At 57.8% G+C, this 14,446-nt stretch carries 14 protein-coding genes; 1 reads left to right on the top strand and 13 read right to left on the bottom strand.

Annotated elements, in window-relative coordinates:
• Positions 1-20: 20 nt before the first annotated feature.
• The 11 genes from ABFT80_RS09990 to ABFT80_RS09940 all read right to left on the bottom strand — a co-directional run bounded on the left by ABFT80_RS09990 (position 21) and on the right by ABFT80_RS09940 (position 12,645).
• A complete protein-coding gene (locus ABFT80_RS09990) occupies positions 21-1,043 on the bottom strand; it encodes a substrate-binding domain-containing protein (protein WP_455189913.1) in 1,023 nt (340 codons plus the stop codon).
• Positions 1,044-1,171: 128 nt separating this feature from the next.
• Positions 1,172-2,740, bottom strand: coding sequence for a TerC family protein (locus ABFT80_RS09985; protein WP_347971747.1), 1,569 nt, complete (start codon positions 2,738-2,740; stop codon positions 1,172-1,174).
• A gap of 311 nt (positions 2,741-3,051) precedes the next feature.
• Complete coding sequence (locus tag ABFT80_RS09980; protein WP_347971746.1) at positions 3,052-3,597, bottom strand: DUF2076 domain-containing protein; 546 nt, start codon at positions 3,595-3,597, stop codon at positions 3,052-3,054.
• Between the two features lie 20 nt (positions 3,598-3,617).
• On the bottom strand, positions 3,618-4,337 hold the full coding sequence (locus ABFT80_RS09975; RefSeq protein WP_347971745.1) for a Bax inhibitor-1/YccA family protein: 720 nt from the start codon (positions 4,335-4,337) through the stop codon (positions 3,618-3,620).
• Positions 4,338-4,360: 23 nt separating this feature from the next.
• Positions 4,361-5,134, bottom strand: coding sequence for an anti-sigma factor family protein (locus tag ABFT80_RS09970; protein ID WP_347971744.1), 774 nt, complete (start codon positions 5,132-5,134; stop codon positions 4,361-4,363).
• On the bottom strand, positions 5,131-5,658 hold the full coding sequence (locus ABFT80_RS09965; RefSeq protein WP_347971743.1) for a sigma-70 family RNA polymerase sigma factor: 528 nt from the start codon (positions 5,656-5,658) through the stop codon (positions 5,131-5,133). Before ABFT80_RS09965 ends, ABFT80_RS09970 begins: the two co-directional genes overlap by 4 nt.
• Before the next feature lie 504 nt (positions 5,659-6,162).
• Positions 6,163-6,960 carry a 5-deoxy-glucuronate isomerase gene (gene iolB / locus ABFT80_RS09960; RefSeq protein ID WP_347971742.1) on the bottom strand — a complete coding sequence of 266 codons (798 nt, stop codon included), beginning with the start codon at positions 6,958-6,960 and terminating at the stop codon, positions 6,163-6,165.
• Between the two features lie 18 nt (positions 6,961-6,978).
• Positions 6,979-7,896: a myo-inosose-2 dehydratase gene (gene iolE, locus ABFT80_RS09955; protein ID WP_347971741.1), complete on the bottom strand. Its 918-nt coding sequence runs from the start codon at positions 7,894-7,896 to the stop codon at positions 6,979-6,981.
• Position 7,897: 1 nt separating this feature from the next.
• Positions 7,898-9,745 carry a 3D-(3,5/4)-trihydroxycyclohexane-1,2-dione acylhydrolase (decyclizing) gene (gene iolD, locus ABFT80_RS09950; protein WP_347971740.1) on the bottom strand — a complete coding sequence of 616 codons (1,848 nt, stop codon included), beginning with the start codon at positions 9,743-9,745 and terminating at the stop codon, positions 7,898-7,900.
• A 27-nt stretch (positions 9,746-9,772) separates the two neighbouring features.
• The gene (locus ABFT80_RS09945; protein ID WP_347971739.1) at positions 9,773-11,719 is read right to left on the bottom strand and encodes a bifunctional 5-dehydro-2-deoxygluconokinase/5-dehydro-2-deoxyphosphogluconate aldolase; all 1,947 of its coding nucleotides are present in this window, start codon (positions 11,717-11,719) and stop codon (positions 9,773-9,775) included.
• 98 nt (positions 11,720-11,817) lie between these two features.
• The gene (locus ABFT80_RS09940) at positions 11,818-12,645 is read right to left on the bottom strand and encodes a MurR/RpiR family transcriptional regulator (protein WP_347971738.1); all 828 of its coding nucleotides are present in this window, start codon (positions 12,643-12,645) and stop codon (positions 11,818-11,820) included.
• A 139-nt stretch (positions 12,646-12,784) separates the two neighbouring features.
• Between ABFT80_RS09940 and ABFT80_RS09935 the strand changes: the two genes are divergently transcribed.
• Entirely contained in the window at positions 12,785-13,894 is a 1,110-nt protein-coding gene (locus tag ABFT80_RS09935) for a Gfo/Idh/MocA family protein (RefSeq protein ID WP_347971737.1), read from the top strand.
• Here ABFT80_RS09935 and ABFT80_RS09930 read toward each other — a convergent pair whose 3' ends face one another.
• Both ABFT80_RS09930 and ABFT80_RS09925 read right to left on the bottom strand, forming a co-directional pair.
• Positions 13,895-14,218, bottom strand: coding sequence for a type II toxin-antitoxin system PemK/MazF family toxin (locus tag ABFT80_RS09930; protein ID WP_347971736.1), 324 nt, complete (start codon positions 14,216-14,218; stop codon positions 13,895-13,897).
• Entirely contained in the window at positions 14,215-14,436 is a 222-nt protein-coding gene (locus tag ABFT80_RS09925; RefSeq protein WP_347971735.1) for an antitoxin MazE family protein, read from the bottom strand. Before ABFT80_RS09925 ends, ABFT80_RS09930 begins: the two co-directional genes overlap by 4 nt.
• Between the last annotated feature and the right edge of the window lie 10 nt (positions 14,437-14,446).

The raw sequence follows: 14,446 nt of genomic DNA, 5'->3' as shown, positions 1-14,446 counted from the left end.
TCCCTCGTCTCTAAGAGAACTTACTTGAAGAGCGCTTCGGCGTCGCCGATCGAGAGCTCGTTCGTGTAGGAATAATATCCCGGCTTGCCTTCGACAGCCGTGGCCGCTTCGGCAAGATTATTCGAGTCGATGAACGGGATCGGCAGGTACATCGCGTTCTTGTACTGCCCGGCGGTCGCCGGTTCCTTCAGTTCCTTGCCCTGCAGCATGAGAACAGCGACGTTGAGCGCGCTGGCCATGACGCCGGGAGGGTTCACCGATGCGCCGGAGTTAAGCTTGTCAGCCGTCCAGATGTCGATGAAGTCCTTGCGGATTTCGCCGGTGGCCGCGATGTCATCCTTCTTGCCGGCTGCGATGATCGACTTCCACGCGCCGTCCGCCATGCCGTCCTGCACCCAGACGCCGTTGATGTCCGGATAGGTCGCCAGAACGTTCTGCATAGCCTGCTGGCCCTGCGCCTGATCCCAGTTCGCATTCACTTCGTTGACGATCTTGATGTCGGGATACTGGCCGAAGACTTCCTTGTAGCCTGCAACGCGCATTTCATTGGCCGGATGGCCCGCGACGCCGTTGATGGCGACGACATTGCCCTTGCCGCCGAGCGTTTCGGCAAGCCACTTCGCGCCTGCAGCGCCCCATGCCTTCTGATCGATGCCGACATAGGTCGCATCCGGCGAGGAGACTTCAGCATCGGTCGAGATGACCAGAATGCCTGCTTCCTTGGCCTGCGCGAAAACCGGATCGAAAGCCGTCGGGCTGTTCGGGTTGATGATGATGGCGTTCACGCCTTCATTGATGAAGTTGCGCACATGCGCGATCTGGCCGGGAACATCGACATTCGCGCTCTGCACGACGACTTCGACGTTGACGCCCTTTTCTTTCCAGGCTGCTGCCGCGGCGCGCGCCTCGTCGATCATCTGGGTGCGCCATTCGCTGCCTACCCAGCCATTCGACAGGCCGATCTTGAAATCTTCGGCGTAAGACGCCGAAACGGAAAAGGCCATAAGCGCGGCTGCGGACACGGCTAGAGCGGTGATTTTCATGATTTTCCTCCCATAAAGAACCAATGAAATCGATTGTAGGAAGAAATGAAATCGTTTTCAATACTGAAACTTCGGAATTTCCACAATCGAGCCGGAAGGGCTTTTAAAGCCCTCCCTCACGAAATGGGCTAGGCGATCTGCATTTCTTCATTCACGCTGCGGATGCGGACTTTCGCAATGTTGCGCCGCTTCATCGACACGACTTCGAGGATCAAGCCATCAGCTTCCACCATTTCGCCTTCCACCGGCAGATGGCCAAGCCGCCAGAGGATGAAACCCGCAAGCGTGGAATAGCGGTTGGTCCCATCAACAAGATCAACGTCGAGCAGATTGGACGCCTTGCGGATGTCGATCCAGCCATCCACCAGCCAGGAGCCGTCATCCGCCTGTTCGGCGGCAAGCTGCTCCTCCCCTTCGTCGGGGAAATCACCGGCAATAGCCTCCAGAATATCAGTCGGTGTTGCGATGCCTTCGAGCGAACCATATTCGTCAACCACCACCGCCATCTGAACTGTCGATTTGCGAAGCTGCTCCATCAACCGCAGCACATTGGCGCTTTCATGTACGACCAATGGCTGGCGCAGCGAGCGCTCCAGATCGACTTCACCGCCTTTAAGAAGATCACGCAGCAAATCCTTGGCCAGAGCCACGCCGACGAAATTGTCCAGCGTGCCGCGCGCCAGCAGGAAGCGCGAACGGCCGAGATCGAGGATCTTGGCACGCAGCGTTTCCTGATCTTCATCGAGATCGAGCCAGTCGATGTCGGTGCGCGGCGTCATGATCGAGATGACCGGCCTGTCGGCCAGCGTCAGGACGCCCTGGATCATCTCCTTTTCCTCGCGCCCGAAAACACCGTTTTCGGCGACCTGTTCGGCGATTACATCTGCCGTTTCGCCAAGACCGGCATCGCCCCGCTTACCGCCCAGAAGCCGCAGAACGGCATCCGCAGTACGGTCGCGAAGATCGCCGGTCGTGACCATCTTTTCACGGTTGCGGCGACCGATCTGATTGAACGCCTCGATGAGAACCGAGAAGCCGATTGCGGCATAGAGATACCCTTTCGGCACATGAAAGCCGAAGCCTTCGATAACCAGCGAGAAGCCGATCATCATGAGGAAGCCAAGGCACAGAATGACCACCGTCGGATGCTTCGACACGAAGGCCATCAGCGGCTTGGACGACAGCATCATGACGCCGATTGCGACGATAACCGCGATCATCATGACCGAAAGATGCTCGACCATCCCGACCGCCGTGATGACGCTATCCAGCGAAAATACGGCGTCCAGCACGACGATCTGGATCAGAACCTGCCAGAAAACGGCATGCGCGACCTTGCCTTCCTTTCGTGCCGAGTGGCCCTCGAGGCGTTCGTGTAATTCCATCGTGCCCTTGAACAGCAGGAACACGCCACCGAAGATCAGGATCAGGTCGCGCCCCGAGAAATCATAATCGAAGACGCTGAAAAGCGGCTGGGTCAGCGTGACGATCCAGGCGATGGATGCCAACAGCGCAAGCCGCATGATGAGTGCCAGCGAAAGGCCGATGAGACGCGCCTTCTCGCGTTGATGCGGCGGCAGCTTGTCGGCAAGGATCGCAATGAAGACGAGATTGTCGATGCCGAGAACGATTTCGAGAACGATCAGCGTCGCCAGACCGGCCCATGCGGCCGGATCGGACATCCATTCAAATAGCATATGTCAAACCCCGAGCGCCCTGCGGCGACCGTCCTTTCGTTGCTGAAGATGTGAATTGAAAACGGGAATAGCGCCTGCAAGCAGGGCGGCACTCAGAAGCGGTGCTTCTTGGAACCGGGCGTCCGCGCCGCCAGCCATTGAAGGCCAGGGCGCGGACGGAAATACATGAAGGTTCGTCGTCTGGCATTGTGCAGTTATCCAGCGCAGCTTTCAGAAGCTCTTCGTCGCTGGAGATTTTCTCTTTCTATCTTGCTCGCCGGTTTGTTTAACGGCAAACGGGATTTGGGACAAGTTTTCGCAAATTCAGCGCTTTAAAAGTCGCTGAAATCGTCGCCCCCGCCGAAGAAGCCGCCATCGTCTTCTGCGGCATCGTCAGCAGGCGGCTCTTGCGTTTCGGCGGCTTGCGCCTCGTTTCCGCCAAGCAATCCGCCAATTGCGTTGCCGAGCAGCAAGCCGCCCGCAACACCCATTGCCGTCTGTGCGGCACCAGCGAGAAACCCGCCGCCCTGTCTTGGCGCAATGTCGGGTCTGCCCGCGGCAGCAGCGGAACGGCCGACGCTTGGGACGGAGCCGGAGCGGCGCGGCTGGTTGCCGCTGCCGAACAGCCCGGAGAAAAGACCGCCGCCCGAACCTTGTGCTGTCTGCTGTTCCAGCTCTTCGATGCGTGCCTGCGCGGCGTTCAGTGCCTGCTCCTGCACGACGATCGTCTGCGCCATGTAATATGGCGCACCGGGCTGACGCGAAATCTGGTCGCGAATGAAGGTTTCGGCCTCTGCATCGCGTGGCGCTGCCTGCTGCTCGACATTTGCGAGCTTGCCGAAAAGCGCCTCGATTGCCTGCTGGTCATTCCTGTCCATAAAATCTACTCCTGACGCGACTATTCTTCGCGCTGACCGGTGAAGGTCAGCAGCAACTGGAAGATGTTGATGAAATTCAGGTAGAGCGAAAACGCTCCGAAGACGGCGAGTTTCTGCTGCGATTCCGCGTCGAAATTCTCGGCATACTGCTCCTTGATCGTCTGCGTATCCCAAGCCGTCAGACCGATGAAGACGAAGATACCGATCACCGAAACTGCAAATTGCAGCGCGGTCGAACCGAGGAAAATGTTGACGACACTGGCGATGACGACGCCGATCAAGCCCATGATGAGGAAAGACGAGAACTGCGTCAGGTCACGCTTGGTCGTGTAGCCGTAGAGGCTGGTCGCGCCGAACATGGTCGCGGCGATGAAGAATGTGCGGGCAATGCTGGTGCCGGTAAAAACCAGAAACACCGATGCCAGCGACAGACCCATGACCGCGCAGAACGCCCAGAACATTGCCTGCGCACCCGATGCCGACATGGACTGCATGCGAAACGAAAAGACCAGCACGAAGGCCAGCGGCGCCAGCATCACCACCCATTTCAGCGGGCTGGAAAAGATCGGCACATAAAGGGCCGGTGTTGATGAAATAAAGAATGCGACCAGCCCGGTAACAACAAGACCGAGGCCCATATAATTGTAGACGCGCAGCATGTGCTGGCGAAGACCGGCATCGAAATTGGCATCCACGCGCGAGCCGAAGCCGGAGCGATAGCCGTAGTTTGGCGTGTTCATCTCAAAATCTCCTGAGCGAAAATTCAGTAAAGCGTATCGGCGAGCCGTTCGGCTGCCCGGTCCAAGTCACGCACATTGCCCTGGCCGACAAGCGCGTAGGCGACATCGCCAATCTGGAAATAGGCTGACGAGATATTGCCCGATGGGGATATGGTCGGTTTCACCACGTCGAACGTTCCGGGCCGGACGGCAAACAACGAAACCAGCCCGAAATCCTCGGTCTCGACCGCCATTTCGACGCTCGGTCCGAATTGGGACGGGTAAATCTGCACGTCTTTGACGATCCAGTCTTTGGGCAGCGTCGGCATGACGATTGCAGTCGCGGCGCGGATTTCGTCCGCGTCGTAATCCGGCACCTCTGGCTGCGAGACCATGGACGCACGCACGATGCTGGTGCCGTGCGCACGCATTGCGGCTTCGACATAGGCAGGTGGTTGTGTTGAGGCGACGACTTCCGTCACCGACATCGGGCCGACCATCTCATTGGCGACCCATCCTGCCCCGACGAAGATAACAACTGCAGCAGCACGCTGAAAAAATCCGATCACGCGGCCCCTTGCCAAACCACGCTCAAGCCGTCTTGCCGCTTCGGTCGTTGACGGACGCGCAATGGCCGGGGGGCCTGCCAACGCAAGCCGCAGCTCGTCGCGGGTTCTAAGATCGGCCATGATACGCGCTGCAATCGCCGGGTTTGCGGAAAGATGTGCCTCGACCTCAATGCGGCGCGCAACGTCGAGCTGTTCGTCGACATAGGCGTCCAGATCGGCATCCGTCACGGGATCGCGAAGAGCGGTCATTGCGACCCTCCTACTATTCTCAGATGACTGGGTTTGGGCGGTGCGTTTTCCATATCGCGCAGCGTCGAACGCGCGCGCCCGATGCGTGACATCAGCGTTCCGACCGGTACGCCGAGTGCATCCGCTGCCTGCTGGTAGGACAGCCCCTCGATGGCGACCAGATGGAGTGCCGCCCGCTGGTCTTCCGGTAAGCCAAGAAACGCTTCGCGGACTTCGGAAAGCCGCACCGAATGTTCCTGCGGCGCCTCTATGCTATCGTCTGCAAGATAAAGCGCCTGCTCGTTTCGAGCCGTTTCGCTTTTTCGAGCGCGGGTGCGGTCAATAAAAACATTGTGCAAAATAGTCAGTAGCCAGGCGCGGATATTCCCATCTGCGCGGAACGTGCTGCGGCTTTCATAAGCGCGCATCAGCGTATCATGAACGAGGTCTTCGGCATCCGACCCGCCACGCGTCAGCGACCGCGCATAGCGCCGCAACGCGCCGAGCTGGCCGATCACGTCAAACCGGGTTCCTGATTGCTTCATGATCGATATACGGTTCTCGCGCGGTTTTATTCCATGTCTATTGAAGTTTTTTTGGTGTGAGCAAAACGAGCCTCGAAGGGCGCATGAATTGACCCGTAAGCCTAGCATGAACATTCATGCCCCACCCCAACAATCACTCGTTTCCGGCTGCACGAATGAGGTGAGTCTTTATAAAATAATGCAACCGCGCATAGCGGCTTCATTCATTTGAATGATTGCGGGGCCGTGATCGCCCCGGTATTTTGTCAAAGGCTTGACGAAAGGAGGTGAAACGTGGCGAATTTATCGAAACAGCAACAGCATATTCTGCAATTGATACGCGAACGGGAGCACTCATTCCCGAAATATCATCGGCCTTCGATAGACCTCGAAGTGCGAGGCTACGTGCGTCGCTCGATACCGGATGAAATCGGTGATTGCGTAGTCAACATCACGCCTAAAGGCCTGCGCGCCATCTCTGACGGATAACATCCGCCTCAATAAATTTCTGCAATTCCGTGATTTTTATTTGCTCAGCAGCCACTCATGCTCTGGCGCATTGTAGAATTTCCAGGTCCGGCTGGGTCCGGCCATCACGTTGAGATAATAAAGGTCATAGCCGTGGCAGGCGGCGCAGGGGTGATAACCGCGCGGTACCAGAACCACGTCTCCATCCTCGATGGCCATGGCCTCGTCCAGAGTGCGGTCATCCGTGTAAACGCGCTGGAAAGCAAAGCCCTGCGGCGGGTTCAGCCGATGATAATAGGTCTCCTCGAGATAGGATTCCTTGGGCAGCGCATCGCGATCATGCTTGTGCGGCGGATAGCTCGATGTGTGGCCGCCGGGTGTTATCACCTCGACCACAAGCAGTGAGTCCGCCGGTTCCGTTTCCGGCAAAATATTGGTGACGTAACGCGTGTTGGTGCCTTGACCACGCACCTCTTGTTTGGCCTGATCAGGCCCGATCACACGCACCGGCAAACCGCCTTCAAGACCGGGCGCTGTGCAGACTGCGAGTTCGAGATCCGTTTCTGCCGTCACCGACCAATTGGTTTCCTGAGGCACATAGACCGACCAGGGCGCACCCTCGAATGGCGACATGCGTTCGCCAAGAGTGCCTAAATCCTTCCCGCCCGCAGAAGCGCTTCCCTTGCCGGTCACGAACACCAGACAGGCTTCCTGATCCTTCGTATTTGCCGCCACCTTGTCGCCAGCCTTCAACCGATGAAGCTCGAAACCGACATAGCTCCAGCCCGCCGATTTCGGCGTTACATGGACGATGCGGCCATTGCCTGGTCTCGGCCTGATGCGCAATTTAGACATGAGCCAGTTCCTTCTTGATCAGCTATTCGGGAAACCCTGAGTCTCGACCGTGTAACCGGCAGCATTCATCACCCGCATCAACTCCGCATATCCGACCTGCGCCATTTTCAGCGGCGGATTTGCTTTCGGGTCCTGCTCGGCTTCGACAACGAACCAGCCTTCATAACCGTAATCGGCAAGCCGCTGAACAATGGCTGCGAAATCCAGCGACCCGTCCCCCGGCACTGTAAAGGCACCGAGCGCCACTGCGTCAAGAAAGGATTGTTTCGTGCGATCGAGCTGGTCGATGACAGTCATGCGTATGTCTTTTACATGCACATGATTGATGCGCGTGTGGTGGTTGTCGATAGCGCGTAGCACATCGCCGCCAGCGAATGCCAGATGACCGGCATCAAGCAGCAACGGTATGCCTTCGCCGGAATAGCGCATGAAAGCGTCGAGCTCCGGCTCCGTCTCGACCACAGCCGCCATGTGATGGTGGTAGGAAAGCGGCATGCCCTGCTCCGCGCACCATTCACCAAACTCGGTCAGCTTTTTCGCATAAGCCTCCATCTCGTCGTCGGAAAGTTTCGGCTTTGTCGCCAAGGGTTTTGAGCGATCACCCTGTATCGACCGGCCGACCTCGCCATAGACGATGCACGGTGCGGAAACGGCCTTGAACAGATCGATCATCGGCTGGATGCGATCCTTGTTTGCCGACAAATCTTCATCAACCAACGTGCCCGAAAACCAGCCGCCGCAGAGGGTCACGTCCGCCTTTTTCAGGATCGGCAGCATGATGTCGGGATCGTCGGGAAAGCGCCGGCCCTTTTCCATGCCGGTAAAACCTGCCGAGCGCGATTGGCGCAGACATTCCTCCAGCGACACGTCATCGCTCAGTTCCACAAGATCGTCATTCCACCATGCGATGGGTGACATGCCCAGTTTGGCTTTCATTCTAGTTTCCTACGCTCTGTAATTTTACAGCTCTCTCGTAAGCCTTGCGCGCTTCCACTACCTGCGATCGCTCGCTCACCTCCGGCACGGCCACATCCCACCAATGCCCACCGGCATCTGTTGAAATCAGCGGATCGGTTTCGATAACCACGACTGTCGTGCGGTCATTGCCGGTTGCGTCGCGAAGTGCGGTTTCGAGATCGGCAATCGAATCCACTTTCAGGGAAATTGCGCCGAGGCTTTTTGCGTGTGCAGCAAAGTCGATTTCCGGCATTTGCTCGTGGCGCGTATCTTTCAAAAGATTGTTGAAGTTCGCGCCGCCGGTCGCCATTTGCAGCCGGTTGATGCAGCCGTAGCCGCGATTGTCGAGCAGCACGATTGTCAGCCTCAGGCCCAGCATAACCGATGTCGCGATTTCCGAATTGAGCATCAGATAGGAGCCGTCGCCGACCATCACGACGACCTCTTGCTCAGGCTTTGCCATTTTCACGCCAAGCCCGCCTGCAATCTCGTAACCCATGCAGGAATAGCCGTATTCGGCATGGTATGAGCCGGGTGCACCCGCCTGCCAGAGCTTGTGCATTTCGCCGGGTAGACCGCCCGCCGCATGAAGCACGGTTGCGCGTGAGCCAATCGCGCGTTGAACCGCCCCGATCACCTGCGCATCCGACGGGAATTTCACGTTCGTCGCGGCAGTCACCTTTGCCGCTTCATTCTGCCATTCGGCCTTGCCGTTTTTCGCGTTTTCGCTCCATTCGGTCGGTGCCTTCCAGCCATCCAATGCGGCGCCGAGTTCGGTCAGTCCCTCCAGCGCGTCTGCTACGAGCGGAAGCGCCCTATGCTTTCCGGCATCGAACGCCTGCACATTCAGCCCGACTGTTTTCTTGTCGACATTGAACAGCGACCATGAGCCCGTCGTGAAATCCTGCAGACGCGTTCCGATCGCGAGAACGAGATCGGCATTTTGAGCGAGACGATTGGCGGCGGACGTACCGGTTACGCCGATTGCCGCCATGTTCAGCGCGTGGTCGTCCGGCAGCGAAGATTTCCCGCCCTGCGTTTCGCAAACCGGAATGCCCGTCGCCGCGACGAATTTTGCAAGCTCATCCGAGGCCTGTGAATACAAAACGCCACCACCCGCAACGATCAGCGGTTTCTTCGAAGCCTTCAGGGCCGAGACTGCCGCTGAAAGTTCCTGACGATCCGGCCTTGCACGCCGCTGCGTCCAGAGGCGTTCCTCGAAAAAGCTCTCCGGATAATCATAGGCCTCGGCCTGCACGTCCTGGCAGAGACCGAGCGTCACCGGCCCGCATTCTGCCGGATCGGTCAGCACCTGCATGGTGCGCGCAAGTGCCGGAATTATCTGTTCCGGGCGCGTTATGCGGTCGAAATAGCGTGAAACAGGCCGAAAACAGTCATTTACCGTGGCCGTTCCGTCCGAAAAATCCTCTATCTGCTGCAAAACCGGGTCGGGAATCCGGTTTGCGAATACATCTCCCGGCAAAAAAAGCACCGGCAACCGGTTTACATATGCCAGTCCCGCTGCCGTCACGAGGTTCGTCGCGCCCGGCCCGATGGAGGTCGTGACAGCCATCATCCGCCGCCGAAAATTCGCCTTCGCATAAGCGATCGCCGAATGCGCCATCGCCTGCTCATTATGCGCGCGGAAGGTCGGCAGGCGTTCGCGGTCGTGATGCAGCGCCTCGCCCATGCCCGCCACATTGCCATGGCCGAATATCGCCCAGACGCCGCCAAAAAGCGGAAGTTTTTCGCCATCGATTTCCGTCATCTGCCGGGACAGAAATCGCGTCAGAGCCTGCGCCATCGTCAGGCGGATCGTTTTTCTCATGCCAAGTTCCTCCCCGGCCAGAATCGATTAAGCGGTCTTTTTGTCGGCTTCGAGGCTTCGCGTGGCAAGCCAAGCTTTTGTCAGCGCTTCGAAACTTTCGGCCATTTCATCGATTGCCGCTTCATCCGTCAATTTGCCCGAAAGCCAGCGTTCGGCCGGCCCAGCAAAGATCGTACGTCCAACTGCGAAACCCTTTACGATGGTTACACCTGTGGTCGCAGCGAAGGCCGCCTCCAGTTCGCCATGCTCGGCTTCGAGGCCCAAAAGGACCACGCCGCGGCACCACGGATCGTTCGCATCGATAACCACCTCAATGCGCCGCCAGGCTTCTGGCGAGGCCTGCGGTTCGAGCTTCCACCAGTCCGGCTTAATGCCAAGCGCATAAAGCTCATTGAGCGCGCGTGCGATCGTGTTGTTGTCCAGCCTGCCATTCTTGCCTGCTATGATCTCGATCAGCAATTCGCGCCCGACCCGGCGCGATGCCTCAAACAGCGATTTCAATTTCTGCTGTTGTTCGAGCTTGAGTTCCGACGGGTCGTCAGGATGGTAGAAGCTCAGACATTTGATGCAGTGATCGACAGGCCATTCGATGAGTTGCGAGCCGATGTCCTGCGAGAATTCATAACGCAACGGGCGGGAGCCGGGCAGTTCGACGGGCCGCCCGAGCCATGAGAACGGATGGCGCGCAAATTCGAACAGCGCCTTTCGCCCGTGTTTTTCGTCGATGAGCATGCCGTAACCTGGGCGTCCTGCCGCGACTTTCGCCGCTGCTTTCACGGCAAGGACCTTGAAGTCGGCAATTCTGGCCGGATTCGCACCAACACGATTTGCGACCTCTTCGAGCTGGACGCGATGATCGATCGCAAAGGCCATCATCGACGGGATTTCGCTGCGCCGTGTCGTTGCCCAATGGACATGGTTGATCGCCGCGTCCTTGCGCAACGCATGTTCCTTGCTGCCATTTTTCAGGAAGAACTGAAGCTCCTGGAAAGTAGGGATTTCCGGCGAGCAAAGAAGACGCGAAACGGCGAATGCGCCGCAGGCATTGGCCCATGTAGCAGCGGTCTGGAGGCTCTCGCCGCCCAGCCAGCCGCGCAGGAAACCCGACATGAAAGCGTCGCCCGCACCCAGCACATTATAGACTTCTATCGGGAACCCCTTGCCGATAATGCCTGCTTCCAGATCGTCCGAAATCGGACCGTCATAGACGATGCAGCCCATCGGTCCGCGTTTCAAAACGATGGTCGCAGACGACATATGCCGGATCGTTTTGAGGGCCGTCAACAGGTCGCTTTCGCCCGACGCAATCAGCACTTCTTCTTCCGTGCCGACGATCAAATCGCAATCGGCAAGTACGGATTTCATCTTGGCCGAGACGATATCCGAGGCAATGTATCGATTGTCGCCTTCGGCATGCCCAGCAAGGCCCCAAAGGTTTGGGCGATAGTCGATGTCGAGCACGACCTTGCCGCCCGCCCCGCGCATGAGACGCATCGCCTTGCGTTGCGCCGCTTCCGTGTTGGGGCGTGAGAAATGCGTTCCAGTGATGACGACCGCGCGCGCTGATGTAACGAATGCTGCGTCCACATCGCCTTCGTCCAGCGCCATGTCGGCACAGTTTTCGCGGTAGAACAAAAGCGGGAAACTCTGGTCGTTCTCGACCGAAAGGATGGCCAGCGCTGTCAGCCGCGACGGATCGGTTCCGAGACCGTCCACACTCACGCCCTCGCGCAGCATCTGCTCGCGAATGAAGCGGCCCATCTGTTCATTTCCGACACGGCTTAAAAGCGCTGATTTAAGCCCCAGCCGCGCCGTGCCAATGGCAATGTTCGCCGGACAGCCGCCAACCGATTTCGCGAAGGACGCGACGTCCTCAAGTCGAGTGCCGACCTGCTGGCCATAAAGGTCAACGGAAGCGCGTCCAATGGTTATGACGTCGAGCGGCGTCGCCGCATCGCCAGAAGGATCGGTCATAGTTCCTCCACCTGGCACTGGCAAGCAGCTCAGCACCATCAGGAATGAAATATTAATTCCATTTGTACGTCAATATGGAATGCATGTTCCTGATGGGTTTAGCGCCGACGCTCGGCCAGCGCAACAGTCAACGCCATTGCAAGCGCCATAGTCGCGGAAAGCGAGCGGAAGCCCGCGCAATCGGCTTCCGCGATCTCAAACCAGATCTTTGCGGACTGGGCCAGCGGCGAAAATGCGCTGTCGGTGATGGCGACCACCGGAACGCCCTGCTCAGCCAGCGCGCGCGCGCTTTCCACAGTCGTCGACGCATAGGGTGAAAAGCTTATGGCGATCACCGCGTCCCTCGGCGTAGCGAATGCCAGCACCTCCGGGTCAAGCCCGGCCACCGATTCGATTAGCGTATTGCGAATGCGCAGCTTGCCCATCGCATATGCGATATAGCTTGCGACCGGATATGAGCGCCGCCGCGCAAGGATATAGACAGTCTCGGCCTTCGCCAGAATATCCACGGCATGTTCGATGCTTTCATCGTCCACAGAACGCGACATGGCGTCCAGGGATTTGCTGGCTGCAGCAACAAAACCGTCAAGGATCGCCCTGCCCTGCCGCCCCTCCGACGCCTCGTCCCGCAACGCATTCAGGCGCTCGTCGTAAGATCCCGTCCGTTCACGCAGTCTTTCGCGAAAGACGGATTGCAGGCTGGTGAAACCATCGAAGCCAAGATGCTGCGCGAAGCGGATCAGCGTTGAAGGCTGGACACCTGCCGAGGCGGCAATGCTGGCCGCCGTGCCGAATGCGATTTCATCCGGGTTGTCCAGCGAATAAGCCGCGATTTGCGCAATGCGTTTGGGCAAATCCGAGCGTTTTTCGAGCACCAGCATACGGAGCGACTCGAAATCCTGCGGAAGAGGGACATTGCTGTTCATGGGCTTCACATTGCGTGCTTCGCGAGATGTTCGCAAGATTGCCCATGCACCACCGCACAGACTTCAGAAATGAACTATATATTCCATTTTAGAATTTTTTGGATTAAAAAATTCCAACGTGATTGTGGAGGGTTTGGATTTGATCGGTGTTGGATTAATCGGTACTGGCTTCATGGGCAAGTGCCATGCGCTTGCCTGGAACGCGGTGCGAACCGTCTTTGGAGACGTGCCTCCTATTCAACTCGTACATCTAGGCGAAACCAGTGGTGAATTGGCGGAAAAACGCGCCAATGAGTTTGGTTTCCGCAAGTCATCGGGGGATTGGCGCGCCGTTATTGCCGATCCGGAAGTCGATGTGGTTTCGCTGACCACACCCAATCAATTCCATCCCGAAATGGCGACCGCAGCGCTGCAGGCCGGAAAGCACTTATGGTGCGAAAAACCAATGGCGCCCGCTTTTGCGGATGCGGAAGCTATGCTTGCGGCGGCGCGAAAATCCGGCACGGTCGCCGCATTGGGCTACAACTACATCCAGAGCCCCATGCTTCGGCATATGAGGCTGCTGCTCGACGAGGCTGCAATCGGCGACATCAACCATCTGCGTATCGAGATGGACGAGGATTTCATGGCCGACCCGACCGCAACCTTCAACTGGAAGCACGATGCCGCTTCCGGCTATGGCGCGCTGGACGATTTCGCTGTTCATCCTCTCTCCCTTGTCCAGATGCTGTTCGGTCGCGTCGCACAGGTCATGTGCGATATGGCGAAACCCTACAAGGACAGACAAACTGCTGACGGCGGGCGCCGAGAGGTCGAGACCTACGATATCGCCAGCGCCTTGATTAAGCTCGAAAACGGCATTTCGGGAACGTTGCTCGTCAACCGTTCTGCATGGGGACGAAAAGGCCGGATAGCAATCCAGATATTCGGCTCGAAAGGCTCAATCCTGTTCGATCAGGAGCGCTTCAACGAGCTTCGAATCTACACGACTTCAGATCGCGCTACCGAACAAGGCTACCGAACGATCCTCGCCTCGCCGCACCACCCGCCATACGACAAATTCATTCCCGCCCCCGGACACGGCCTCGGCTTCAACGACCTCAAAGCCATCGAATGCCGGGAGTTGATCCGCAGAATGAACGGCGAAAAAGCCAATCTCATCGAGTTCGCGGACGGTCTGGAAATCGAGCGCACCGTTCACGCAATGGCCCGCTCGCATTACGAAAGAAGCTGGGTAGACGTTCGGTAGTCAAACAAATCCTAAAAACAGGGCCAGCGAACGATTCACGGAAATCATGGTGTCGTCATCCACACGGCCAAACGGCTCGCCAAACCTCTCCCGCTTAACGGTCATCGACTTGTCGATCATGATCTGGGATTGCTTGCGAAGGCCATTTTCCGGTGTCGGATTTACCGTCAGGCGGATCAGAGGCGCATCAACGAGCGTACTTGAAAGCAGCAGCACTGTTAGAGTGTCGATAGCGTCGAATTGATCCGACTGGACGATGAGTGCAGGCCTTGGTTTGCCGTAGTCACCCTGCATGGCGACAGTAACGAGATCGCCGCGCTTCATTCTTCGGTGTTGTCCAGATCATCCAGCGCCGCGTCCATGAAATCCTGTAGATCACGGTCTTGCAAATCCGCATGCGCGACGATCCGGGCCTGCCGGCGGCATTCCTCCGCAAATCCCGGATGTCGCGTGTCGGGCACCCATATCTGCAATGGGCGAAGACCTGCGGCGCGAAGCGTTTCGCGGCGCTTCTGAACGCGTTCATTGACTGGTGTCGGCATGATTTGCCTC

The organism is Foliimonas ilicis, from assembly GCF_039939195.1.
Taxonomy (GTDB): Bacteria; Pseudomonadota; Alphaproteobacteria; order Rhizobiales; family Rhizobiaceae; genus Foliimonas; species Foliimonas ilicis.
Note: the sequence above shows the minus strand (reverse complement) of the source record. Positions and strands in the feature narration are given on the sequence as shown.

Excerpts from the sequence above, each read along its gene's own strand:
- ABFT80_RS09990 (WP_455189913.1), bottom strand. The coding sequence starts at position 1,043 with ATGAAAATCACCGCTCTAGCCGTGTCCGCAGCCGCGCTTATGGCCTTT.
- ABFT80_RS09985 (WP_347971747.1), bottom strand. The coding sequence starts at position 2,740 with ATGCTATTTGAATGGATGTCCGATCCGGCCGCATGGGCCGGTCTGGCG.
- ABFT80_RS09980 (WP_347971746.1), bottom strand. The coding sequence starts at position 3,597 with ATGGACAGGAATGACCAGCAGGCAATCGAGGCGCTTTTCGGCAAGCTC.
- ABFT80_RS09975 (WP_347971745.1), bottom strand. The coding sequence starts at position 4,337 with ATGAACACGCCAAACTACGGCTATCGCTCCGGCTTCGGCTCGCGCGTG.
- ABFT80_RS09970 (WP_347971744.1), bottom strand. The coding sequence starts at position 5,134 with ATGACCGCTCTTCGCGATCCCGTGACGGATGCCGATCTGGACGCCTAT.
- ABFT80_RS09965 (WP_347971743.1), bottom strand. The coding sequence starts at position 5,658 with ATGAAGCAATCAGGAACCCGGTTTGACGTGATCGGCCAGCTCGGCGCG.
- iolB (WP_347971742.1), bottom strand. The coding sequence starts at position 6,960 with ATGTCTAAATTGCGCATCAGGCCGAGACCAGGCAATGGCCGCATCGTC.
- iolE (WP_347971741.1), bottom strand. The coding sequence starts at position 7,896 with ATGAAAGCCAAACTGGGCATGTCACCCATCGCATGGTGGAATGACGAT.
- iolD (WP_347971740.1), bottom strand. The coding sequence starts at position 9,745 with ATGAGAAAAACGATCCGCCTGACGATGGCGCAGGCTCTGACGCGATTT.
- ABFT80_RS09945 (WP_347971739.1), bottom strand. The coding sequence starts at position 11,719 with ATGACCGATCCTTCTGGCGATGCGGCGACGCCGCTCGACGTCATAACC.
- ABFT80_RS09940 (WP_347971738.1), bottom strand. The coding sequence starts at position 12,645 with ATGAACAGCAATGTCCCTCTTCCGCAGGATTTCGAGTCGCTCCGTATG.
- ABFT80_RS09930 (WP_347971736.1), bottom strand. The coding sequence starts at position 14,218 with ATGAAGCGCGGCGATCTCGTTACTGTCGCCATGCAGGGTGACTACGGC.
- ABFT80_RS09925 (WP_347971735.1), bottom strand. The coding sequence starts at position 14,436 with ATGCCGACACCAGTCAATGAACGCGTTCAGAAGCGCCGCGAAACGCTT.